This is a genomic window from Variovorax sp. YR750 (assembly GCF_900109805.1).
GTDB classification, from domain to species: domain Bacteria; phylum Pseudomonadota; class Gammaproteobacteria; order Burkholderiales; family Burkholderiaceae_C; genus Variovorax; species Variovorax gossypii.
In genome coordinates this window covers 157,634-179,690 of record NZ_FOBJ01000019.1, presented here as the reverse complement: position 1 = coordinate 179,690, position 22,057 = coordinate 157,634, and the positions used below count along the sequence as shown (strand labels likewise).

The following is a 22,057-nucleotide window of genomic DNA, read 5'->3' as shown; positions in this document are numbered from 1 at the left end:
ACGAGGTGTTGAAGAAGTGCATGCAGTGTGGAAAATCCGCACGTTCCCGTAAATGAAACTCTCGCGACTTCAGAATTCCTGAAAGAGGAACTCTCCACACCATGTCCAACCGCCTCGAAGCCCTGCGCGTGTTCTGCGCCGCCGCCGATGCCGCCAACTTCCGCGAGGCGGCCGCGCGGCTGTCGGTGTCGCCGCAGGTGGTGACACGCGCGGTGCGCGAGCTGGAAGACGAGCTGGGCGAGCCCCTCTTCCATCGCAGCACGCGCGGCGTGCAGCTCACGGACTTCGGCCAGCAGCTGCTGGAGCGGGCCCGCACCGCGCTGAACGGCGTCGACGAGCTCTTCCATCGCACCGACCGCCGCGCGCTCTCGCAGCACCAGGGCACTGTGCGTGTCACGGCGCCGGGCATCTTCGGACGCCAGTTCATTCCACGGGCGCTGGCGCCGATGCTCGCGGCGCACCCGGGGCTGGTGCTCGACCTGCGCATTTCCGAATCGCATGCCGACGTGGTCGGCGAGCAGATCGACATCGGCGTGCGCGTCGGGCCGCTGCGCGATGCTCGCTTCGTCGCGCGACCGGTCGGCCGGATGGCGCTGCACGTGGTGGCGGCACCTTCGCTGATCGCGCGTACCGGAGTGCCGAAGAAGATCGATGCGCTCGCCTCGATGCCGCTCACCGCGCTGATCGACCGCAAGTCGGGCCGGCCCTGGCCGATGATGTTCCGCAAGGACAGGCAGCTCGCGATCACCTCGCCGGCCTTCGTCACCGACGACTTCGACTCCGAATGCGCCGCCGTGCTCGCGGGCCTGGGCTTCGCGCAACTGATCGGCTCGCTGGCCGAGCCGCAGATCAAGACCGGCGCACTGGTTCCGGTGCTGGAAACCGAGGCGCCCGAGCCGTGGCCGATCTACGTGTACCGCTCGCAGCGCGCACCGGTGCCGGCGCGCGTGCGGCTGGTGTACGACGAGCTGATCCGCGTGCTGCGCTGACCGCGGCCTAGCGGCAGGCCCGCTGCCACGCGCCGGGCGTGAAGCCGAAGTGGCACGCGAAGATGCGCGTCATGTGGCTCTGGTCGGCAAAGCCGCTGGCGGCCGCGGCGTCGGCAAGGCCCGTGCCGCGGCGGATCAGGCCTCGTGCGCGCTCGGCGCGCTGCAGCAGTAGCCATGCGTGAGGCGGCACGCCGTAGGCTTTCTCGAAACGGCGCAGCACCTGGTAGCGGCTGAGGCCAGCCATCGCGGCGAGGTCCGAGAGCTTCGGCGGCTCGTGCAGGTCGTCGGCCAGCCGCTCACGCAAGCGTCGCATGTCGCCGCCGGCCTTGGATGAAGGCGGTGGCGGCCTCGTGGAATGCGCTTCGAGCAACAGGCCGCAGACTTCGACCAGCGACTCCTCGCAGGCCAGCCCTTCCGCACTGCCCTCCTTGTCGGCATGCCACGCATCGAGCCGCACGAACAGCCGCTGCAGCGTGTGGCGCAGCCGGTCGTCCTTGAGCACGGGCCGAGTGAACTCGACTTCCGGACCGGCGTCGCCCCAGATGCCCGCCATCACGCCCGGATCGAGATACACCATGCGCCAGCGCCTCGAGGGCCCGCCCAGCGGCTGCCCGTCGTGAACCTCGCCGGGATTGGTGGTGATCAGGTCGCCCGCATAGGCATCGACCTTGCCGCGCCCGCTGGCCGAGCTCTGGGCGCCCTGCTCGAGCAAGCCCAGCCCGTAGGTCGCATGCCAGTGTCGGCCGTAGTGCAGCGCGCTGTCGATGGACGTGCCGTACACACCCTCCCACGGGGATCCGAAGACCTGGCAGCGATGGACCGGAGGCACCTGCATGCGACGGATGATCGCAGACAGGCGGCGGAGAGCCTCAATGCGTCCCGGGCTTCACCAGGTCGCGGATCTTCTCGTAGTCGCCGGGCCGCGCCTGCAGCTCCGCCGGCGACACGGTCTTCAGCGCCGCCTCGACGAAGCCCGACCGGTCAGGCCGGATCACCTTGATGCCGGTCTCGCCCAGCTTGCCTTCGGCCACGAGTTCGCGCGCGATGATCTGCACGCTGGCCCACACGGCGTCCTTGCGGATGACGTCATTCACGATGGTGCGATCGCTCTCGCTCATGCGCTGCAGCGCGCCGGGCGAGATCACGATGCCGAGCATGTCGTACATGTGGCCCGTGAGCGTGACGCTCTTCTGCACCTCGTAGAACTTCTTCGCGAGGATGGTCGGCAGCGGGTTCTCCTGCGCGTCGATCTCGCCGCTCTTGAGCGCGTCGTACACCTTGGCGAAGGGCATCGGCGTGGCGGTGGCGCCCATGCTCTTCGCGAAGAGCTTGTAGGTGGGTGCGTCCGGCACGCGCAGCTTCAGGCCCTGCATGTCCTTCGGCGCGTTGACCGGCTTGTTCGAGGTGACGTGCCGCGCGCCGTAGTAGATGGCCGCCATCAGGTGGTTGCGGCTCTGCGTCTCGTAGCCCTTGCGCAGCTCGTCGAACACCGGGCTCACGAGAAAGCGCCGTACGTGGTCGGGGTCGGTGAACAGGAAGGGAAAGCCCACCACGCCCAGCGGCGCGTAGTCGCGCGAGAGCACGTTGAGGCCGATGTAGGCCATGTCGATCTCGCCGGAGGCGAGTTTCTTGCTGTAGTCGGCCTCACCGCCCAGCGCGCTGGCCGGAAAGATCTGGATCTCGACGCGCCCCGCGGTGGCCGCCTTGATCTTCTGCGCCATAGCCTCGGCCTGCGTGTGGAACGGCTCGCTGGTCTCGTAGCCATGCGCCCACTTGAGCGTGACCGGCGCGGCCTGGATGCTCGCCGCGCCCGCGATCAACCCTGCGCCCAGCACGAGCGCCTTCATCACCAACCGTCTCATCGTCTGTCTCCACCACCGTTGTTCTTGAAATTCTTCGGGAGGGACGCGGCGCACACGCGTGGGTGCGCCGCGCCATGGCCATGAGCCGGCCGGGCTCAGAGCTTGAAGGGAATCACTTCCTGGCGCTGGTCGCCCAGACCTTCGATGCCCAGCGTCATCACGTCGCCCTTCTTCAGGAAGAGCGGCGGCTTCATGCCCATGCCGACGCCGGGGGGCGTGCCGGTGGTGATGACGTCGCCCGGCATCAGCGTCATGAACTGGCTCACGTAGCTCACGATCTTGGCCACGGTGAAGATCATGGTCTTGGTGCTGCCGGTCTGCACGCGCTGGCCGTTCAGGTCGAGCCACATCGCGAGCTTCTGCGGGTTGGGCACTTCGTCGCGCGTCACCAGCCAGGGGCCGATGGGGCCGAAGGTGTCGCAGCCCTTGCCCTTGTCCCAGGTGCCGCCGCGCTCGATCTGGTATTCGCGCTCGCTGATGTCGTTGATGGTGCAGTAGCCGGCCACGTAGTCGAGCGCGCTCTTCTGCGGCACGTAGCGCGCGCGAGTGCCGATGACCACGCCGAGCTCGACTTCCCAGTCGGTCTTGACCGAGCCCTTGGGCAGCATCACCGGGTCGTTCGGGCCCTGGATGCAGCTGTTGGCCTTGGTGAACACCACGGGCTCCTTGGGCACCGGCAGGCCGGATTCGGCCGCGTGATCCGCGTAGTTCAGGCCGATGGCGATGAACTTGCCCACGTTCGCCACCGGGCTGCCGAAGCGCGGCTTGCCCTTGACCAGCGGCAGCTTGTCGATCTTCTGCTTGCGCAGCTTGGCGAGGGCGGCATCGCCGAGCTGCTCGGGGCCGATGTCCTTGACGACGGCGCTCAGGTCGCGCAGCTGGCCGTTGTCGTCGATGAGGCCGGGTTTTTCCTTGCCGGGGTTGCCGTAGCGGACGAGTTTCATGCTTTCCTTTCAGTTTTCAGTGCATTGAAATTGATCAATACGTGGAGCGCCCGCCGGAGAGGTCGAAGACCGCGCCGGTGGAGAACGAACAGTCTTCGGTGCAAAGCCAGCCGACCATCGCGGCCACCTCTTCCACCGTGCCGAAGCGGCCCATGGGAATCTTCGAGAGCATGAAGGCGATGTGCTCGGGCGTCATCTGGTCGAAGATGGCCGTCTTCACCGCCGCAGGCGTCACGCAGTTCACGCGGATGCCGGTATCGGCCAGCTCCTTGCCGAGCGACTTGGTCAGGCCGATGACGGCCGCCTTGCTCGCGCTGTAGGCGCTGGCGTTGGGGTTGCCGTCCTTGCCGGCCACCGAGGCGATGTTGACGATGCGGCCATAGCCGCCGCCGTCGCCCTGCGTGCGCATCTGCGCCACCACCTCGCGGCAGCACAGGAACACGCCGTTGATGTTGACCTCCATCACCTGGCGCCAGGCGTCCACGGGGTAATCCCACAGCTTCGTGTTGGGGCCGGTGATGCCGGCGCTGTTGACCAGCGCGTCGATGCGCGGCGCGTGCGCCAGCGTGGCCGCCACTGCCCCGGCGACCGAAGGCTGCTGCGACACGTCGACCTTCAGCGCGAAGGCCCTGGGGCCCAGCGATTCGGCGGCCTTCGCGGCGGCCTCCTCGTCGCGGTCCCACAGCGTGACGCTGCCGCCAGAGGCGATGAGCCGCTGCGCGATGCCGAAGCCCAGCCCCGTGGCACCACCGGTGACGACCGCGTGGCGGCCGTTGAAGTCGAGCTGGTTCATGCAGCGATGCCCTGCCCGGCGGCGACGACCCGTGCGGTCTTTCCGTTCGATCTCATGGGGCGTCTCCTCGGGCCATGTCCTGGGGCCGTGTCCTCGGGTTAGGCCCGATGATGGTGCGGGCGATATGGCGTATTCTGAATTGGCCTTACCACTTGGCCAATTCAGGACAACCCTTAACCCCTTTTTCGTCTCTCTTTCCCCACCCTCTCCTCCGCTCCGTGCCGATCCAGACCCTCGAACCCCAGCGCCTCTACCGCCAGATTGCCGAACAGTTGCGCGAGCTCATCGGCAAGGGCGAGTTCGCGGTGGGCGCGCGCATTCCCGCCGAGCGCGACCTCGCCCGGCAACTGGGCGTGAGCCGGCCCTCGGTGCGCGAGGCGCTGATCGCGCTGGAGGTGGAAGGCTGGGTCGAGGTGCGCACCGGCTCGGGCGTGTACGTGCTCGACCGCTCGCAGCGCACGCCCCCGCCCGCCAACGGCGCGGCCGGCATCGAATGGGGGCCGCTGGAGATCATCCGCGCACGCCGCCTGGTGGAAGGCGAGACCGCCGCCACCGCGGCCCAGCACGGCAAGCGCAAGGACGTGGACGCCATGCGCCGCGCCATCCGCATGATGCGCGACATGGCCGCGCGCAACGAAGTGCCCCACGAGGGCGACCGGGCCTTCCACCTGGCCATCGTCAACGCCTGCGACAACGTGGTGCTGACCGAGACGGTGCAGGGCTTCTGGGAGTCGCGGCACGGGCCGATCTTCGCCCGGATGATCGATTACTTCGAGACCATGGAGTCGTGGCAGGCGGCCATCGGCGAGCACGAGCTGATCCTCGACGCCATCGCCGCGCGCGACCCGGCCGCCGCGCGCAGCGCCATGCACGAGCACATGGACAAGTTCCACCAGCGGTTCAGCGCGAGCTGGCGCCGCACCAAGGCTTCCTGAGTCGGGCCTCCTGAATCCGGCCTCCTGAATACGAGAAGAAACCCCACGATGACTCCCTACATCCGACTCCACCCCGCCGACGACGTCGTCATCGCGCGCTCCCAACTGCTCGGCGGCACCGCCGTCGAAGGCGTGGCCGTGCGCGGCCTGATCCCGCCGGGCCACAAGATCGCGATGCGCGACATCGCCCAGGGCGAGCCGGTGCGCCGCTACAACCAGATCATCGGCTTCGCGAGCCGCCCCATCGCCGCCGGCGAGCACGTGCACACGCAGAACCTCGACATGGGCCCCGACAAAGGCGACTTCGAACGCGACTACGCCTTCGGCGCCGACGTGAAGCCCGCCCCCGCGAAGCGCGAAGCCACCTTCATGGGCATCAAGCGCGCCGACGGCCGCGTGGCCACGCGCAACTACATCGGCGTGCTGACCAGCGTGAACTGCTCGGCCACGGCCGCGCGCGCCATCGCCGATCACTTCTCGCGCAAGACCAATCCGCAGGCGCTGGCGGCCTTCCCGAACGTGGACGGCGTGGTGGCGCTCACGCACGGCACGGGCTGCGGCATGGACACGCAGGGCATGGGCATGCAGATCCTGGAGCGCACGCTCACGGGCTACGCCACGCACCCGAACTTCGCTGGCGTGCTGGTGGTCGGGCTCGGCTGCGAGGCCAACCAGATCAACGCCTGGCTCGCCACCGGCCATCTGGCTGAGGGCGAGAACTTCCGCACCTTCAACATCCAGGACACCGGCGGCACGCGCAAGACGGTCGAGAAGGGCGTAGCGCTCATCAACGAGATGCTGCCGCGCGCCAACGCGGTGAAGCGCGAGCCCTGCAGCGCGGCGCACATCACCATCGGGCTGCAGTGCGGCGGCTCGGACGGCTACTCGGGCATCAGCGCCAACCCGGCGCTGGGCGCGGCGGTCGATCTGCTGGTGGCGCACGGCGGCACCGCCATCCTCAGCGAAACGCCCGAGGTGTACGGCGCCGAGCACCTGCTCACGCGCCGCGCGGTGAAACGCGAGGTCGGCCAGAAGCTGGTGGACCGCATCAAGTGGTGGGAGCACTACACCGCCATCAACGAGGGCGAGATGAACAACAACCCCTCGCCGGGCAACAAGGCGGGCGGGCTCACCACCATCCTCGAGAAGTCGCTTGGCGCGGTCGCCAAGGGCGGCACCAGCAATCTCGAGGCGGTGTACGAATACGCGGAGCCCGTCACCGCGCACGGCTTCGTCTACATGGACACGCCCGGCTACGACCCGGTCAGCGCCACCGGGCAGGTGGCCGGCGGCGCCAACCTGATCTGCTTCACCACCGGGCGCGGCTCGGCCTACGGCTGCGCGCCCTCGCCCTCGCTCAAGCTCGCGACCAACTCGGCACTGTGGCAGCGGCAGGAGGAAGACATGGACATCAACTGCGGCGAGATCGTGGACGGCACCGCGTCGATCCAGGAGATGGGCCAGCGCATCTTCGAACTGGTGCTCGCGACCGCCTCGGGCGCGCACTCGAAGAGCGAGCAGCACGGCTACGGCCAGAACGAATTCGTGCCGTGGCAGGTCGGCGCGGTGATGTGACCTGAGCGAACCCATCAACGACGAGGAACGGTATGGCGACTCTCCCCTTCGGCTTCCTGGAAGGCACGGGCTTCGAGCAACTGGACCCGCGTTTCAAGGGCTGCATTCCGGGCCCCGAGCGCGTGCAACGCCTGTGGACCGGCGCGCGCTGGTGCGAGGGCCCCGCGTGGTTCGCGGCGCACCGCACGCTGGTGTGGTCGGACATTCCGAACAACCGCATGCTGCGCTTCGACGAGGTCAACGGCACGGTGGGCACCTTCCGCGAGCCGTCGAACAACACGAACGGCAACACGGTCGATCGCGAAGGCCGGCTCGTCAGCTGCGAGCACCTCACGCGGCGCGTGACGCGCACCGAGCACGACGGCACGATCACCGTGCTGGCCTCGCACTGGAGGGGCAAGCGGCTCAACTCGCCCAACGACGTGGTGGTGCATTCGGACGGCGCCGTGTGGTTCACCGACCCGAGCTACGGCATCCTCTCCGACTACGAAGGCCTGAAGGCGGACAGCGAGATCGGCGCCTGCCATGTCTATCGCATCGACCCGCAAAGCGGCGAAGTCGAGCTCATGGCCGACGACTTCGTGAAGCCGAACGGGCTGGCCTTCTCGCCCGACGAGTCGCTGCTGTACATAGCCGACACGGGCGCGAGCCATGCGCCGGACGGTCCGCGGCACATCCGCAAGTTCAAGGTGGGCGCCGATGGCCGCAGCCTGAGCGGCGGCGAGGTGTTCGCCGAATGCACCAGCGGCCTGTTCGACGGCTTCCGCCTCGACACCGAAGGCCGCATCTGGACCAGCGCGCTCGACGGCGTGCACGCCTACCACCCCGACGGCACGCTGCTGGGCAAGATCCTGCTGCCCGAGCGCGTCGCCAACGTGTGCTTCGGCGGCCCCAAGCGCAACCGCCTCTTCATCTGCGCGACCACGTCGCTCTACGCCATTACGCTGAACGCGAAAGGAGCCTGATCCATGTCCAGAACACTGAATGCAGACGAGCTGCAGGCCAACGTCGCCCGCATCCTCGAAGCCGCCGGCAGCTCGCCCGCCGAGGCGCAACAGGTGGCGGCCAACCTGGTGCTGGCCAACCTGAGCGGCCACGACTCGCACGGCGTGGGCATGCTGCCGCGGTACGTCGACGCGGTGGCAGAAGGCGGGCTGAAGCCGAACGCCGCGGTGCGCGTGAACCTCGACATCGGCACGCTGATGGGCCTGGACGGCCAGCACGGCTACGGGCAGATAGTCGGCGTGCAGGCAATGGAACTGGGCATCGCGCGGGCGAAGCAGCACGGCAGCTGCATCTTCACGCTGGCGCATGCGCATCACCTGGGGCGCATCGGGCACTTCGCGGAGATGGCGACGGCGCAGGGGCTGGTGGCGATGCACTTCGTCAACGTGCTGTCGCGCCCGGTGGTCGCGCCCTGGGGCGGCGGCGACGGGCGCTTCGGCACCAACCCGTGCTGCATCGGCATCCCGCTCGCGGGCGCGGAGCCCTTCGTGCTCGACTACGCGACCAGCCGCGTGGCGCAGGGAAAGATGCGCGTGGCGCACAACAAGGGCGAGCGCGTGCCCGACGGCTACCTGATCGACGAGAACGGCGCGCCGACCAACGACCCGGGCGTGGTCGTGGTGCCTCAGGGCAACGGCCTCTTCGGCGCGCTCATGACCTTCGGCGAGCACAAGGGCTACGGCATGGCGGTGGCCTGCGAGCTGCTCGGCGGCGCGCTCACCGGCGGCGGCACCTGGCACCGGCCGGCGGATACGGCGCGCACGGTGCTCAACGGCATGCTCACGGTGCTGATCGATCCGGCGCGGCTGGGCACGCAGAAGTCCTTCGACGAGGAAGCGCGGGAATTCGTCGGCTGGCTGCGGCAGAGCCCGCCCGGCCAGGGCTTCGACGAAGTGCAGATCGCGGGCGAGCCGGAGCGCAAGGCGCGCGTGGCGCGGCGCAAGGACGGGATCTGGGTGGACGATGCGACGTGGGGTGAGATCGTCGCGGCAGGCGCTAAGGTGGGCGTGGCTGTCGCCTGAGGCCCTGACACCAGCTACCTGCGGGCGACGCTTCGCGACTTCTGGCTGAGCACGAGCGCGATGCCGCCCAGGATCGCCACGGAGGCCGCCGCCAGCCGCGGCGTGATCGCCTCCGACAGGAACAGCACGCCGCCGAACGCCGCCAGGAGAGGAACCGACAACTGCACGGTGGCAGCGCGCATCGCGCTCAGGCGGCTCAGCGCCGCATACCAGACGGCATAGCCGAGGCCCGAGGTCAGCGCGCCGGAAATCACGGCGAGCAAGATGCCGGCCGCATCCGCGCGGGCGCTGGCCGCGAACACCAGGCTGAGCGCAAGGGCGAGCGGCACGGCCCGCGTGAAGTTGCGCGCCGTGGCGGCCAGCGGATCGGCCACGCCACGGCCGCGCAGGGAATACACGCCCCACGCAACGCCCGCGACGGCCATCAGCACGGCCCCCAGAAGCGGCGGCGCGGCAACGCCCGGGGACACGAGATAGACCAGCCCGCCGGCCGCCAGCACGAAGCCGAACCACGCGAGCGCCCCGAAGCGCTCGCCGCCGGAGCGCAGGCCTACGCCGAACATCGTCAGCTGGACCGCGCCGAACAGGATCAGCGCACCCGTGCCCGCCGGCAGGCTGAGGTAGGCAAAGGAGAAGAACGCGACGTAGCCGAACAGCATGACGGCCGCCAGCCAGTCGACGCGGGCGGGCGAGACCGGAGGCTGCGTCCTGAACCGCACGATGAGCCCCAGCACGAGCGCTCCCGCCACGAGCCGGACGCTGCCGAAGGTCGCCGCGTCGATGCCCCGGTGCTGCAAGGCGAGCCTGCACAGCAGCGAATTGGCGGCGAAGGCCAGCATCGCGAGCGCCGTGAGGAGGAATGTCTGCAGCGTCGGCCGCAGGCTGTCGCGTGCATCGTCACCGGGCATGCCCGGACACCCGCGACAAGCGGGGCTCCACCAGATCACCGACCGTGCCGTGGCTCATGCGCCCTCCGTGGAGGAAACTGCGCAAACACAGGCTCGCCACCGGAGTCCGGCGGCAAGGGCTGTGGATGATGCTACGCCGCTGGAAGGCTTGAGGCGAGCCGGTCGGCCCCCGTGCTGGGTACCCTCAGACGATCAGCGCGATCGTCGCTTCGAGGTGCTCGGACGGCGCACGGCGGAAGCCCGAGCGCGCGAAGCGCTGCAGCTGCCCCACCACGAAGGCCGTGAGCGCCGCAGCGCGAACCTGCGCGTCGACGCTGGGCGTGGCCGAGCCGTCGGCCGCTGCCGCGCCGCGCAGCACCTGGCGCAGCGTGGCTTCGATCTTGTCGAAGAACTGGTTCATGCGCTGCTGCAGGCGCTCGTTCTCGTAGACCAGCGCATCGCCCACCATGACGCGGGTCATGCCGGGATTGCGCTCGGCGAACTGCACGAGCAGCGTGAGGATCTTGGCGGCCTGCTGGGCGCCGGTGGCGCCCTCGCGCTCGAGGATCTGGTTGACCAGCGTGAAGACGCTCTGCTCGATGAAGTCGATCAGCCCCTCGAACATCTGGGCCTTGCTCGCGAAATGACGATACAGCGCGGCTTCGCTCACCTCGAGCCGGGCCGCCAGCGCGGCAGTGGTCACGCGCTCGGCACCGGGCTGCTCGAGCATCGCGGCCAGCGCCTGCAGGATCTGCACGCGCCGCTCTCCCGGCTTCGGGCGCTTGCGCACCGGAGGGGTGGACGTTTCCGTCGGCGTGTCTACGCCGGAAGCACCTGTCGTCTCTTCGTTCTGCATGGGAGCGCGTGCAAAGATGTAATCAATTGATTCTCGCACAGCGCAGTAAGCACGCGCCCACCCGGCCCGTCAGCGGGCGCGGATCATCGTCCCGTAAGCCTGGTCGGTCAGGATTTCCAGCAGCATCGCGTGCGGCACGCGGCCGTCGATGATGTGCACCGCGTTCACGCCGCTCTTGGCCGCATCGAGCGCGCCTTCGATCTTCGGCAGCATGCCGCCGGAGATGGTGCCGTCGGCGAACAGGTCGTCGATTTCGCGGGCGCTGAGGTTGGTGAGCAGCTTGCCGTCCTTGTCGAGCACACCGGGCGTGTTGGTCAGGAGCATGAGCTTCTCGGCCTTGAGCACGGTGGCGAGCTTGCCGGCGACGACGTCGGCGTTGATGTTGTAGCTCTCGTTCTCCTCGCCGAAGCCGATCGGGCTGACCACCGGGATGAAGGCGTCGTCCTGCAGCGCCTTGACCACGCTGGGGTCGATGGAGACGATGTCGCCGACCTGGCCCACGTCATGGTGCAGGTTGGGATCGTTGCGGTCGGCCATCTTGAGCTTCTGAGCGCGGATCAGGCCGCCGTCGCGACCGGTCAGGCCCACGGCCTTGCCGCCGGCCTGGTTGATCAGGCCCACGATGTCCTGCTGCACCTCGCCAGCCAGCACCCATTCGACGACTTCCATGGTCTCGGCGTCGGTCACGCGCATGCCCTGGATGAAACTGCCCTTCTTGCCCAGGCGGTTGAGTGCCGCCTCGATCTGCGGACCACCGCCGTGCACCACCACCGGATTCATGCCAACCAGCTTGAGCAGCACCACGTCTTCGGCGAAGTCGGCCTGCAGCGCGGGGTCGGTCATGGCGTTGCCGCCGTACTTGATGACGATGGTCTTGCCGTGGAACTTGCGGATGTACGGCAGCGCCTGGGCCAGGATCTCGGCCTTGTCGCGCGGGGGAATGTTGAGGACGGGGTCGGTCATGGGCGGTCAGGCTCCAAAGCGGTGGACGATCAGGTGAAGCTCAAATTCTCGCGCAATCCCGGTGACAGCCGACTGACTGACTTCGCGGGAAACACCGTGGAACCGGCTTTGCCGGGCCACCGGTGTTGCCCCCTGCAAGGGGGTTGGCGCAGCGACACGAAGTGCGCGAAGCCTGGGGGTGTGCCTGTTCATGGCCGCAGCCAGCGAGGGACCTTGAAGCGCACGATCATCAGATAGGCGCCCACGTAGGTGGTGACGAACAGCAGGCAGAAGAACATCAGCACGATGGTGTTGTTCCAGAACAGCACCGCCGGCACCACCGACAGGGCCGCGAACATCCAGAGATACGGCGAGGTGCGGTTGTTGCGCGCCAGCAGCTGCCGGGCCTCGTCGTCCGCGAAGGCCACGCGCACGATGCGGCGGAAGATCAGCTGGTGGAAATGCAGCGCGTCGGCGGTACCGGGCGACTGGCCGCGCGCCAGCTTGCGGTAGATGGAGAACAGCGTCTCCCACACCGGGTAGATCAGCAGCAGCATCGGGAACCAGGGCGACACCACGCGGTGGCGCTGCACCAGCGTCACGCAGGCCACGGCGATCACCATGCCCCAGACGTAGGCGCCGCCGTCGCCGGCGAAGATCTTGCCGCGCGGGTAGTTCCACACCAGGAAGCCGAAGGTGGCGCCGACCAGGCAGATCACCATGGCCGCGAGCTGCCGGTCGCCGACCTGCAGCGCCACGTGGGAGATCGCCAGGCAGACCAGCACGGCCACGGTGCCCGCGAGCCCGTTGTAGCCGTCGATGATGTTGAAGGCATGCGGCAGGCCGCCGATGGCAAGCGCCGCGAACAGCACGGTGGCATAGGGCACCATCGCCAGCCAGCCGTCGACCGTCTCGAAGCCGGTGCGCGCCACGCCCAGACCCAGCAGCCAGCACACCAGCAGCGCCGAACCGATGGTCAGGCCCAGCCGGTAGCGCACCTTCACGCGCTGGGTGACGTCTTCGACGATGCCGCCCAGCACCGCCGGCAGGATGCACACCAGCGTGAGCATCGAGGTCGTGACCGGCCACGAGACATTGAACGGATCGGTGCCGGTGATGCCGGCGGCCAGCCAGGCCGCCCCCATGCCCAGCAGGATGCCCGCACCACCCAGGCGCGGCACGTGGCCCTTGTGGAAGCGCTGGGGCATGTCGGCGCCGTAGAGGCGGGCATGCCGCCGCGCACGTCGCATGAACACCTGGACCGAGAAGGCGGCGACGAAGAAACTGATGACGATCAGAGCAATCATGTGTGGGGGTTGGGGAACCCTAGAATTCCCGGGCGAAATTAGACCATGCCCACGCCCCCCTCCTCCCGCCACCCCGTCACCATTTCGATCGTGAGCCACGGCCAGCTCGCGCTGGTGCTGCCGCTGCTGGAGCAGCTGGACAGGCACAGCCGCGCCGTCATCGACAAGGTTTTGCTTACATTGAACATTCCCGAGGCCGACGTGCTTGCCGGCCGCAGCTGGGGTTTCGAGGTGGAGCGGATCGAGAACGCAAGCCCCAAGGGCTTCGGCGCCAATCACAACCAGGCCTTCGAGCGCTGCGACACGGACTGGTTCCTGGTGCTGAACCCGGACATCCGCTTCGACAACGACGTGCTGTCGCCGCTGCTCGCACAGGCTGCGGCCGACGCCGGCCTGCTGACGCCGCGCATCCTGGAGCCCGGCAAGACCGAGCCGGAGCCTCATCGAGCGCTGCTCACGCCACTGGAAATCGTAGGAAGAAAGAAGCCCGGCTACGTGCGGCCGACGGTGCCGGCCTGGATTCCAGGCCTGTTCATGCTGTTTCGCAGCGAGGCCTACCGGCAGGTCGGCGGCTTCGACGAGAAGTTCTTCATGTACGGCGAGGACTTCGACATCTGCGCCCGCACCCGGCTCGCGGGCTGGAAGCTGCAGGTGGGCGAGAACCTGCTCGCCCGGCACGACGCGCAGCGCGAGAGCCATCGGAGCAGGAAATACCTGTACTGGCACGTGACCAGCCTGCTGAAGGTGTGGCTGTCTGCCTCGTTCTGGCGGTACCTGCGGCTGCAAGGCCGCTAGCCAGCCCGTTCAGCGGGGACGGTCAGCCGCGCTCAAAGACGTCCTGCACGATGGCCTGCTTGCCGCGGCCAAAGCGTTCATAGCGGCCGCGCGCGGCCTCCAGAAGGATCGGCAGCAGGCGCAGCGGACGCGCCGCCGGCAATCCGGCCCGGAACCGCTGATGCGCGACCTTGTCGCGCTGCGCATCCAGGCGACCTGCCCGCACCCGCCCACCGAGCTGCTCCAGGCGCTGCAGCAGTGCCTCGGCCCGGCGCAGCCGCGCCACGTGCTTGTCGCCCCGCGCCACAAAGGCCTTCGCCACCTTCTCGGACAACGTCAGCCGCCGCGCGCCGATCTGGTTGTTGCCGTGCTGGCGGTAGTCGATGGTCGGTTCGGGGAGCACATCCATGCGGCCGGTGGCCGCGGCCACCGCGGCGAGCCACTCGTCGTGCACCCACTCGGGCGCGAACGGCAGCGCCGCATCGAGCAATGTCTTGCGGAACATCGTCGTCGCGCCCGTCACGAGGTTGCGCCTCAGCAGCACGCCGAAGGCCTCGCCGCTCGCGATGGCCTCCAGCTCGGCGGGCCGCACCTCGAGCGCGTGGAAGAGCGTGGAGCCCAGCGGCTTCAGGTCGCCATCGACGAGGCGCGCGTCGGTATGCAGCAGCAGCAGATCGGGCCGCGCCTCGAACTGCGCCACCATGCGCGCCAGCCGGCCCGGATGCCAGGCGTCGTCCTGGTCGCACAACGCGATGAGGTCGTGGCTGCAGGCGCGCACAGCCTGCTCGAAATTGCGCGTGACGCCCAGCGGCGGAGAGTTGCTGAACACCCGCAGCGCGATGCGGTCGGACATGCCGCACTGGGCGAGCGTGTCGCGCACCACGGCGAGCGTGCCGTCGGTGGAGCCGTCGTCGGACATCACGATCTCCCGCGGCAAAGGCGTCTGCGCGCAGATGCTCCGGATTTGCTCGGGGAGATAGCGCGCCCCGTTGCGGGTGCACAGCGCGACGGAGACTTCGAGTGCCATCCTGTCCCGATCAGACAGGCGCCACGCGGGGCGGCCAGGCGTAGCTGAAGTCTTCGCGGGCCAGCATGAGGTTGGGGCTGTAGGCGGGATCGTTCTGGATCAAGTCGCCCCAGCGCTTGTGCATGTAGGCAGCCTCTTCCTGGAACTGCGCCTGCTTCTGCGGCGAGACATCCTTGGCACGGGTCGCGGACTCGTGATGGAACAGCTCGGCATAGGGCGTCCAGACGTTGCGCAGGCCCGCTTCGCGAAGCCGCAGGCAGAAGTCGATGTCGTTGAACGACTCCTTCAGGTGCACCTCGTCGAGACCGCCCACCTCGAGGTAGTGGCTCTTGCGGATCACGAGACAGGCCGCCGTGACTGCCGAGAGCGACTGGATCAGCGCCGCGCGGCCGGCATAGCCTTCGCGGCCCATCGGCATGCGACGGTGCGAATGGGCGGCAATGCCACCCACGCCGAGGATCACGCCTGCATGCTGGAGCGTCCTGTTCGGGAACCACAGCCGTGCGCCCACGGCGCCCACGCCCGGCTGCAGCGCAAGGCTCACCATCTCGCTCAGCCAGTCGGGCGTGATGACCTCGATGTCGTTGTTGACCAGCGCCACGAGCTCGCCGTTGGCCACCCTCACCGCGCCGTTGTTCAGCGCCGCGTAGTTGAAGTCGCGGTCGTCGCGCAGCACGCGGACATTGGGCTTCTCGGCGGCGATGCGCTTGAACCAGGCCAGCGTGTCGGGATCGTCGGAGCCGTTGTCGACGATGATGATTTCGTAGTTCGAGTAGCTGGTCTTCTCCAGGATCGACTGGACGCACTGCCGCGTGAGCTGCAGCGCGTTGCGCGTCGGGATGATCACGGAAACCAACGGTAAGACATCGGGCAAGGCGTAATGCACCCGGTAGCCGAAATCGAGGTGCTCGGCCGTGGCTCGCACGCCGGTGCGCTCGAAATGCTCGTTCAACGCCCGCTCGCCCGCGATGGCGGCGTAGGGCTTGGCATTCATCGACTTGGCGGTGCTTTCGACGTGCACGCGCCAGTGATACAGGACGCGCGGAATGTGACGAATCTGGCCCGGTTCGACACGCTCCATGCAGCGCAGCACGAGATCCCAGTCCTGCGAGCCCTCCATGCCCACGCGGAAGCCGTCGACGGAGCGCATCAGTTCGGTCGAGAGCACGCCCAGGTGGCTGAACATGTTCTGCGAGCGGAAGAGATCGACGTTCCAGTCCGACTTGAAGTAGGGCCCGAAACGGTGGCCGCCTTCGTCGACCTTGTCCTCGTCCGAGTAGATCAGCTTCACGTCAGGATGGGCCGCGATGCAGTCGGCAACCCAGAAGAGCGCATGGGCCGGCAGCAGGTCGTCGTGGTCCATGAGGGCGACCCAAGGACCGGAGACGAGTTCGAGCGCGCTGTTGGAGGCCGCCGAGATATGGCCGTTCTTCGGACGGAATACGACCTTGATGCGCGGATCGCTCTCGCTGTACGACTTGAGAATTTCGCGCACCTCGGCCGACGGCGAGGCGTCGTCCGCGATGCAGAGCTCCCAGTTCGGGTAGATCTGGCTGCGCACCGACTCGATGGCCTCGCGCAGCCAGGCCGGTTTGGGGTTGTAGGTGGGCATCACGACCGAAATCAGCGGCCGGTCCTTCATGGCGGCGACGCGCTGGGCGATCTTCTCGCGCAGCTCGGGCGTCAGGGTGTCGTAGCGCTGCACCCACTTCGTGTAGTCGTTGTAGCCGCCGAAGCGCCGCCCCAGCTCCCAGCGGATGCCTGGCCAGCCCGACTTGTTGAACATTCGCCATGCCCGCTGCACGCGCCCCATCATTCCGGGTCCTTGCCAGAGTCCGGCCAGGCCGAGGATGAATCGATAGACAGATTTCATAGAGGAATCGAGCACCGTGGGGCGCGGCGTGTGAGAGAAATACCGGCGAGCCGGGCGGCACCAGGACAAAGCGTCGCGGCCATGCGGGAGGCGATTATCTTCGCAACCACCCGGCGAACCGGCCGGTCCGGGCTGTTTCGCCCCGGAAACAGGGCCACGGGGCTACCCGTAAAATTCGCGAGTTACAAAGCAAAAGGAAAAGAATGAGGCTGCTCTCAGTGGTGCTCTCGGGAGGCGCCGGCTCCAGGCTCTGGCCTGCTTCGCGCCAAGCCTTTCCCAAGCCATTCATGAAGATCGGCGACTCCACGCTGCTTCAACAAGCCATCGAGCGAGGCCAGGCCTGCGGTACGGGCGACCTGATGGTCGTGACCAACAAGGACCACCTGTTCCTGACCCGCGACGTGCTCCAGCAGATGAGCGACCCGCCGGAGACGACCTTCCTGCTCGAGCCGAAGGGCCGCAACACCGGCCCGGCCATCGCCCTGGCTGCGCTGCAGTGCGCCCGCCAATTCAGTGGCGACACCGTGATGCTGGTGCTGTCGGCCGACCACCTTGTGCCTGACGTGCACGCTTTCGTGGCCAGCGCAACGGAAGCCTTCCGCCTGGCGCAGGAAGGCAACCTCGTCGTGTTCGGCGTGAGTCCGACCAGCCCGGACACCGGCTTCGGCTACATCGAAGTCGAAAACGTCTCCCGCGAAAGCCAGGAGGTCAAGCGCTTCGTGGAGAAGCCCGACCTCGAGACCGCGCAGAAGTACCTGGCCACGGGCCGCTACTACTGGAACAGCGGCATGTTCGCCTTCACGGCCGACACCATCATCGCGGCGCTCGAAAAGCACGCCCCGGACGTGATCAGGGCGGCGAGGCATGCACTGGACAAGTCCAGGGCTTCCGCCAACTCCATCAACTTCGACCTGCATGCATTCGGCCTTCAGCCGGACATCAGCATCGACTACGCGGTTCTGGAACACGCTTCGAACGTCCACGTGGTGCCCGCGAAGTTCAGCTGGAGCGACGTGGGCTCCTGGCCCGCCGTGTCCAACGCGCTGACGCCCGACGCCAGCGGCAACACCCTCCCCGACGACGTCGTCGCACTCGACACGACGGGCACGCACGTCCAGGTCGAAAGCTATGGGCCGAAGGTCGTTGCCACCATCGGTGTCCATGACCTCGTGATCGTCGACACGCCCGATGCGCTGCTGGTACTCCACAAGAACAGCGCGCAAAAGGTCAAGAAAGTGGTGGACGTGCTCAAGGCCCGCAAGCATGAGACGGTGCATCTCCCACCGGTGGTCCATCGCCCCTGGGGAACCTACGCCTCGCTCAAGGAAGAAGACGGCTACAAGGTCAAGCGCATCACGGTGCGTCCGGGCGAGGCGCTGTCGTTGCAATACCATCATCAGCGCGCCGAGCACTGGGTCGTGGTGCAGGGCCAGGGTATCGTGCAGATCGGAGAAGTCGAGCACAAGACCTCCCCTGGCCAATATCGCTACATTCCCCTCGGGGAAAAACACCGCCTGACCAACACCGGCGACGAAGAGCTGGTGCTCATCGAGGTGCAGTGCGGTGGCTACCTGGGCGAAGACGACATCGTCCGTCTCGCAGACACCTACGGCCGTACATGAGTCAAGTCCACTCCAATCTTCATCGAAGCGCCCTTTCCGACTGGTGGCAGGGCACCCGCCGCACAGACATCTGGTGGACCCTCGCCTGGTTCGACATCGTCTTGCGCTATCGCCGCTCCATGCTCGGGCCGATGTGGCTCACCCTCAGCATGGGCGTGATGATCGCCGGCATGGGACCGCTGTACAGCTCCCTGTTCGGGACCGAGCTGTCCCGCTTCTTCCCCCACCTCGCGCTGGGCATCATCTTCTGGGGATTCTTCTCCAGCATCGTGACCGACGCCTGCAATGCCTTCATCGGTTCGTCCAACTACCTCAAGCAGGGCTACTTCCCGATCAGCCTGTTCGTCTGGCGCAGCCTGGCGCGCAACCTGATCCAGTTCGCCCACCAGATCGTGCTCTACATCCCCGTGGCGATCTGGGCCGGCGTCTCGCTGTCGTGGTCCGTGCTGCTGGTCCTGCCGGCCTTCGCCGTCCTGATCTTCAATGCGCATGCGCTCGGTCTGCTGCTGGGGTTGATCTGCACGCGCTACCGCGACGTCACCCAGATCATCACCAGCGTGATGCAGATGCTGATGTTCCTCACGCCTGTCTTCTGGCTGCCCGAGAACCTCCCCGGCCGCGCCAAGTACGTGCTGTGGAACCCCTTCGCGCAGATGCTGGACCTGCTTCGCACGCCTCTGATGGGCGGCACCGCGCACATACACAGTTGGATCGGCATCCTGTTCTGGACGGCGCTGTGCCTGATTCTTGCCGTCTTCGTGTTCTCGAAGTACCGCCGCCGCGTCGTCTACTGGCTCTGATACATGGCATTCATCTCACTCAAGAACGTAGCCGTCAACTTCCCGATCTACGGAGCCGGCGCGAACTCGCTCAAGAAGACGCTCGCGGCCTCGGTGACCGGTGGCCGCTTCGGCAAGGAAACCGGCGTGACGGTGGTGCAGGCGCTCAGCGGCATCAACATCGAACTGAAGAGCGGAGACCGGCTCGGGCTGGTCGGCCACAACGGTGCGGGCAAGTCGACCCTGCTGCGCACGCTTGCCGGGGTCTACGAGCCGTCGTCGGGCGAATTCGCGCGCCAAGGCACGGTGGCCAGCCTGATCGACCCTTCGCTGGGCATCGAAATGGACGCCACGGGCGTGGAAAACATCATGCTGCGCGGCCTCGTGATGGGCATGAGCAAGAAGGAAATCGACCGCCTCACGCCCGACATCTGCGAATTCAGCGGCCTGGGCGAATACGTGAACATGCCGGTGCGCACCTACTCGACCGGCATGATGATGCGCCTCGCGTTCTCGATCTCGACGAGCGTCGAGGCCGACATCCTGCTCATGGATGAATGGCTGTCGGTGGGCGATGCCGAGTTCACCGAGAAGGCCGAGAAGCGAATGCGGGACGTGGTTTCGAAGTCCGGCATCCTGGTGCTTGCATCGCACTCGCCGGAGCTCATCGCCAAGGAGTGCAACCGGGTGATCCACCTCGAGCACGGGCGGATCGTCGAGCAGTAATCATCATCTGACTTGGCCGGCAACACACCGGCCCGGCTCAGCGTCCCTGTCGCCGCAACGCCTCGATCTCTTCGAGGCGAGCCCTGATCCTCCGTCCCGCGGCTTCCAGGGACAGATTGGCCTCGGCACTTGCCTTGGCACGAGCGCCAATCTCGCGCGCCCACGCCTGATCGTCGTACACACGGCGCATGAGCTGCGCGGCATGCTCCACCGACGGCTCCGCCCACTCCAGGTCGGCGTCGTACGGAGGAATGGGCTTGCCGAGCTTCACGAGCTCGTACGGCACCAGCAGGCTGTTGCCGTCATCCATGAAGTCGACATTGCCCGAGAAGTTGGTGGCGATCACGGGCTTGCCCATGAGCATGGCCTCGGCCATCGTGAGGCCGAGGCCCTCGCTGCGATGCAGCGACACGTAGGCGTCGCAGGCATTCATGAGCGAAAGTACTTCGTCGGGGCTGAACACCTGGTCGATGACCGTGATGTTCGAGCCGGCAGCAGCATCGCGCAGCTTCTGCAATTCCGCCGGGTGCCGGTCGCCGAACGAAGTCTTGAGGACCAGCGAGACCTTGTCGTCCTTGCGGAAGGCGGCCCTGAAAGCTCGGATCAGCCCCAGCGGGTTCTTGCGCTCCATGACACTCATCATGTGGAACGTGAACAGGAAGGTGTAGCGATCCTCGTCCAGGCCGAAATCGCTGCGCTTTCGCACCTCGAACGGAGTCAGCCGCACGCCGGGGAACAAGGTGCGAACCGGGATGGGCAACCGCTCGCGCAAGCCGCGTGCGATGAACTCCGTCGCGGTCCACACCTCGTCGACCTGTTTCGCGCAATCGACCCACGCGTCGGGGATGGAGTCGAACTCCCAATACCAATAGGCGATCCTGTAGGTGCGGGGCATGCGCTCGGCGAGGTCGGACCTTGCGTAGGCCTCCGGGAAGAAGGGGTCGGGCTGCGTATGAATGACGGTGACGTCGTGCACTTCGGAACCGCCGAAGTCGACATGATGCGGATCGTCCTTCGCATCGGTCCGCAGGTCGCGCAGCGACGTGTCCACGCCGGCCTGCCCCAGCGCCTCCGCGATCGACTCGACCGACACCCGAAGGCCCGAGGGATAGCAGAAATGGCCGATGATGTTCACGCCCGGCTTGAGCAACTCCGACGCCACTGCCGGCAGATCCAAAGCCTGGCACCACTGGCGCGCCGTGGCACTCAGGCCGGCATCCCCCTCGGGGGAACCCAGCCAACCGATCAGTGCGCGCGCCTGACCAACATCCGAAAGCGCCAGCGGATACCTGGTCGACCATGCGCCTCGTGCGCCGTAACCGATACGTAGCTGCAACGCCGGCTCATGCCACTCCGGAGCGACGGCAACATCGACCCAGCGCGCATCGGCGCCATAGTGGCGGACGAACCACGACGCAAATTCGGGCCACCCGAAGACAGTCAACGCATCGGGAAACCTCCGCTGCCAATCGGGCGTGAATTCATAGGCCCGCGCCAGTTCCATCCTCGGGTTCTCGGCCGCCTGCATGAAGAGCCAGAGAACTTCCTCGCGCCGCAGGTGAGTCTCGGCCTCGCTCCATACATGCTGCATGAACCATCCGAACAGGCCGCGCTGGCCGGCGGGGGTCAGCCCGTGAGGCAAGACCTGCCTGATACGTGGATCGGCCATGAACGCCTGCCGCGCCCGCGCGGCAAAATCGCCGGAAAAGAGTCCGACGACATGCACCTGCGAAGCGGGTGTCAGCCCGGTACTCTGCGCACCTTCGTCGCTTTGAAGCCACGCCAGGAAGGCATTTTTGTCGGCCGCTGCCGACAAAGCATAGGGAAACCTCGCATACAAGTCCTTACGGCCGCGCAACAGGGACATGCAGAAACGTGCCGCGGCCCACCTGTCGTCGACTGCCCGGGAATCGGCCGGGGCGCCAAGAATCGATGGCAGCGGCAGACCCGCCGCTTCGGACAATGCGGAGTCGCTGCACAAATCCAGCAGCGGCATGGCGGCAGACACGTTCCCCTGCGCCAGGGACTCCAGGCGCGAGCGCTCCCTCTCGATCAGGCCATCCAGCAACCTTGCCCGCTCCTGCATCGCGGCCCGCTCCCGCAGAAAGCGGATTCGCTCAGGCATGCGCCACGGTGTCA

General features: G+C 67.2%; 20 protein-coding genes. 9 read left to right on the top strand and 11 right to left on the bottom strand.

From position 1 onward, the window contains the following. Positions 1–101: 101 nt before the first annotated feature. On the top strand, positions 102–989 hold the full coding sequence (locus tag BMY35_RS32200; RefSeq protein WP_093207339.1) for a LysR family transcriptional regulator: 888 nt from the start codon (positions 102–104) through the stop codon (positions 987–989). Between the two features lie 7 nt (positions 990–996). Here the strand turns inward: BMY35_RS32200 and BMY35_RS32195 are convergent, their stop codons facing one another. The 4 genes from BMY35_RS32195 to BMY35_RS32180 all read right to left on the bottom strand — a co-directional run bounded on the left by BMY35_RS32195 (position 997) and on the right by BMY35_RS32180 (position 4,588). Continuing rightward, positions 997–1,824 carry an AraC family transcriptional regulator gene (locus tag BMY35_RS32195; protein ID WP_093207337.1) on the bottom strand — a complete coding sequence of 276 codons (828 nt, stop codon included), beginning with the start codon at positions 1,822–1,824 and terminating at the stop codon, positions 997–999. 34 nt (positions 1,825–1,858) lie between these two features. After that, complete coding sequence (locus BMY35_RS32190) at positions 1,859–2,851, bottom strand: sialic acid TRAP transporter substrate-binding protein SiaP (protein ID WP_093207334.1); 993 nt, start codon at positions 2,849–2,851, stop codon at positions 1,859–1,861. Between the two features lie 95 nt (positions 2,852–2,946). After that, positions 2,947–3,795, bottom strand: a complete 849-nt coding sequence (locus BMY35_RS32185) for a fumarylacetoacetate hydrolase family protein (RefSeq protein ID WP_093207332.1) — start codon at positions 3,793–3,795, stop codon at positions 2,947–2,949. A 34-nt stretch (positions 3,796–3,829) separates the two neighbouring features. After that, positions 3,830–4,588, bottom strand: coding sequence for an SDR family NAD(P)-dependent oxidoreductase (locus BMY35_RS32180; RefSeq protein WP_093207329.1), 759 nt, complete (start codon positions 4,586–4,588; stop codon positions 3,830–3,832). A 218-nt stretch (positions 4,589–4,806) separates the two neighbouring features. Between BMY35_RS32180 and BMY35_RS32175 the strand changes: the two genes are divergently transcribed. Genes BMY35_RS32175 through BMY35_RS32160 form a run of 4 tightly spaced genes read left to right on the top strand, consistent with a single transcriptional unit; the run spans position 4,807 to position 9,125 of the window. Further along, the gene (locus BMY35_RS32175) at positions 4,807–5,523 is read left to right on the top strand and encodes a FadR/GntR family transcriptional regulator (protein WP_093207327.1); all 717 of its coding nucleotides are present in this window, start codon (positions 4,807–4,809) and stop codon (positions 5,521–5,523) included. A gap of 48 nt (positions 5,524–5,571) precedes the next feature. After that, on the top strand, positions 5,572–7,098 hold the full coding sequence (locus tag BMY35_RS32170) for a UxaA family hydrolase (protein WP_093207325.1): 1,527 nt from the start codon (positions 5,572–5,574) through the stop codon (positions 7,096–7,098). 32 nt (positions 7,099–7,130) lie between these two features. Continuing rightward, positions 7,131–8,063, top strand: a complete 933-nt coding sequence (locus BMY35_RS32165; RefSeq protein WP_093207323.1) for an SMP-30/gluconolactonase/LRE family protein — start codon at positions 7,131–7,133, stop codon at positions 8,061–8,063. Positions 8,064–8,066: 3 nt separating this feature from the next. Further along, positions 8,067–9,125, top strand: a complete 1,059-nt coding sequence (locus BMY35_RS32160; protein WP_093207320.1) for a malate/lactate/ureidoglycolate dehydrogenase — start codon at positions 8,067–8,069, stop codon at positions 9,123–9,125. Positions 9,126–9,139: 14 nt separating this feature from the next. Here BMY35_RS32160 and BMY35_RS32155 read toward each other — a convergent pair whose 3' ends face one another. The 4 genes from BMY35_RS32155 to BMY35_RS32135 form a co-directional block, all read right to left on the bottom strand. Continuing rightward, entirely contained in the window at positions 9,140–10,033 is an 894-nt protein-coding gene (locus tag BMY35_RS32155) for a DMT family transporter (protein WP_093207317.1), read from the bottom strand. 184 nt (positions 10,034–10,217) lie between these two features. After that, positions 10,218–10,868: a nucleoid occlusion factor SlmA gene (gene slmA, locus BMY35_RS32150; protein WP_093207315.1), complete on the bottom strand. Its 651-nt coding sequence runs from the start codon at positions 10,866–10,868 to the stop codon at positions 10,218–10,220. A 69-nt stretch (positions 10,869–10,937) separates the two neighbouring features. Continuing rightward, entirely contained in the window at positions 10,938–11,831 is an 894-nt protein-coding gene (gene argB / locus BMY35_RS32145; protein WP_093207312.1) for an acetylglutamate kinase, read from the bottom strand. Between the two features lie 188 nt (positions 11,832–12,019). Beyond that, positions 12,020–13,117 carry an MraY family glycosyltransferase gene (locus BMY35_RS32135; protein ID WP_093207307.1) on the bottom strand — a complete coding sequence of 366 codons (1,098 nt, stop codon included), beginning with the start codon at positions 13,115–13,117 and terminating at the stop codon, positions 12,020–12,022. A gap of 45 nt (positions 13,118–13,162) precedes the next feature. On the opposite strand from BMY35_RS32135, the gene BMY35_RS32130 reads away from it, so the two are divergent. After that, complete coding sequence (locus tag BMY35_RS32130; protein WP_093207305.1) at positions 13,163–13,912, top strand: glycosyltransferase family 2 protein; 750 nt, start codon at positions 13,163–13,165, stop codon at positions 13,910–13,912. A 22-nt stretch (positions 13,913–13,934) separates the two neighbouring features. Here the strand turns inward: BMY35_RS32130 and BMY35_RS32125 are convergent, their stop codons facing one another. Together BMY35_RS32125 and BMY35_RS32120 are read right to left on the bottom strand one after the other, a co-directional pair. Beyond that, positions 13,935–14,918 carry a glycosyltransferase family 2 protein gene (locus tag BMY35_RS32125; protein ID WP_093207302.1) on the bottom strand — a complete coding sequence of 328 codons (984 nt, stop codon included), beginning with the start codon at positions 14,916–14,918 and terminating at the stop codon, positions 13,935–13,937. A gap of 10 nt (positions 14,919–14,928) precedes the next feature. Beyond that, on the bottom strand, positions 14,929–16,791 hold the full coding sequence (locus BMY35_RS32120; protein ID WP_256230221.1) for a glycosyltransferase family 2 protein: 1,863 nt from the start codon (positions 16,789–16,791) through the stop codon (positions 14,929–14,931). A gap of 203 nt (positions 16,792–16,994) precedes the next feature. Here BMY35_RS32120 and BMY35_RS32115 point away from each other — a divergent pair, with 203 nt between their 5' ends. Genes BMY35_RS32115 through BMY35_RS32105 form a run of 3 tightly spaced genes read left to right on the top strand, consistent with a single transcriptional unit; the run spans position 16,995 to position 19,918 of the window. Then, positions 16,995–18,413 (top strand): mannose-1-phosphate guanylyltransferase/mannose-6-phosphate isomerase, encoded by a 1,419-nt coding sequence (locus tag BMY35_RS32115; protein WP_093207297.1) that lies wholly within the window; start codon positions 16,995–16,997, stop codon positions 18,411–18,413. Then, positions 18,410–19,213 (top strand): ABC transporter permease, encoded by an 804-nt coding sequence (locus BMY35_RS32110; RefSeq protein ID WP_093207293.1) that lies wholly within the window; start codon positions 18,410–18,412, stop codon positions 19,211–19,213. The genes BMY35_RS32115 and BMY35_RS32110 overlap by 4 nt, the downstream gene beginning before the upstream one ends. A gap of 3 nt (positions 19,214–19,216) precedes the next feature. Next, the gene (locus BMY35_RS32105; RefSeq protein WP_093207291.1) at positions 19,217–19,918 is read left to right on the top strand and encodes an ABC transporter ATP-binding protein; all 702 of its coding nucleotides are present in this window, start codon (positions 19,217–19,219) and stop codon (positions 19,916–19,918) included. Positions 19,919–19,955: 37 nt separating this feature from the next. Here the strand turns inward: BMY35_RS32105 and BMY35_RS32100 are convergent, their stop codons facing one another. Further along, entirely contained in the window at positions 19,956–22,043 is a 2,088-nt protein-coding gene (locus BMY35_RS32100; RefSeq protein ID WP_256230218.1) for a glycosyltransferase family 4 protein, read from the bottom strand. Positions 22,044–22,057: the final 14 nt, after the last annotated feature.

What these genes read in the sequence shown, in the direction of transcription:
- BMY35_RS32200 (WP_093207339.1), top strand. Translation starts at nt 102, where the DNA reads ATGTCCAACCGCCTCGAAGCCCTGCGCGTGTTCTGCGCCGCCGCCGAT.
- BMY35_RS32195 (WP_093207337.1), bottom strand. Translation starts at nt 1,824, where the DNA reads ATGCAGGTGCCTCCGGTCCATCGCTGCCAGGTCTTCGGATCCCCGTGG.
- BMY35_RS32190 (WP_093207334.1), bottom strand. Translation starts at nt 2,851, where the DNA reads ATGAGACGGTTGGTGATGAAGGCGCTCGTGCTGGGCGCAGGGTTGATC.
- BMY35_RS32185 (WP_093207332.1), bottom strand. Translation starts at nt 3,795, where the DNA reads ATGAAACTCGTCCGCTACGGCAACCCCGGCAAGGAAAAACCCGGCCTC.
- BMY35_RS32180 (WP_093207329.1), bottom strand. Translation starts at nt 4,588, where the DNA reads ATGAACCAGCTCGACTTCAACGGCCGCCACGCGGTCGTCACCGGTGGT.
- BMY35_RS32170 (WP_093207325.1), top strand. Translation starts at nt 5,572, where the DNA reads ATGACTCCCTACATCCGACTCCACCCCGCCGACGACGTCGTCATCGCG.
- BMY35_RS32165 (WP_093207323.1), top strand. Translation starts at nt 7,131, where the DNA reads ATGGCGACTCTCCCCTTCGGCTTCCTGGAAGGCACGGGCTTCGAGCAA.
- BMY35_RS32160 (WP_093207320.1), top strand. Translation starts at nt 8,067, where the DNA reads ATGTCCAGAACACTGAATGCAGACGAGCTGCAGGCCAACGTCGCCCGC.
- BMY35_RS32155 (WP_093207317.1), bottom strand. Translation starts at nt 10,033, where the DNA reads ATGCCCGGTGACGATGCACGCGACAGCCTGCGGCCGACGCTGCAGACA.
- slmA (WP_093207315.1), bottom strand. Translation starts at nt 10,868, where the DNA reads ATGCAGAACGAAGAGACGACAGGTGCTTCCGGCGTAGACACGCCGACG.
- argB (WP_093207312.1), bottom strand. Translation starts at nt 11,831, where the DNA reads ATGACCGACCCCGTCCTCAACATTCCCCCGCGCGACAAGGCCGAGATC.
- BMY35_RS32135 (WP_093207307.1), bottom strand. Translation starts at nt 13,117, where the DNA reads ATGATTGCTCTGATCGTCATCAGTTTCTTCGTCGCCGCCTTCTCGGTC.
- BMY35_RS32130 (WP_093207305.1), top strand. Translation starts at nt 13,163, where the DNA reads ATGCCCACGCCCCCCTCCTCCCGCCACCCCGTCACCATTTCGATCGTG.
- BMY35_RS32125 (WP_093207302.1), bottom strand. Translation starts at nt 14,918, where the DNA reads ATGGCACTCGAAGTCTCCGTCGCGCTGTGCACCCGCAACGGGGCGCGC.
- BMY35_RS32120 (WP_256230221.1), bottom strand. Translation starts at nt 16,791, where the DNA reads ATGAAATCTGTCTATCGATTCATCCTCGGCCTGGCCGGACTCTGGCAA.
- BMY35_RS32115 (WP_093207297.1), top strand. Translation starts at nt 16,995, where the DNA reads ATGAGGCTGCTCTCAGTGGTGCTCTCGGGAGGCGCCGGCTCCAGGCTC.
- BMY35_RS32110 (WP_093207293.1), top strand. Translation starts at nt 18,410, where the DNA reads ATGAGTCAAGTCCACTCCAATCTTCATCGAAGCGCCCTTTCCGACTGG.
- BMY35_RS32105 (WP_093207291.1), top strand. Translation starts at nt 19,217, where the DNA reads ATGGCATTCATCTCACTCAAGAACGTAGCCGTCAACTTCCCGATCTAC.
- BMY35_RS32100 (WP_256230218.1), bottom strand. Translation starts at nt 22,043, where the DNA reads ATGCCTGAGCGAATCCGCTTTCTGCGGGAGCGGGCCGCGATGCAGGAG.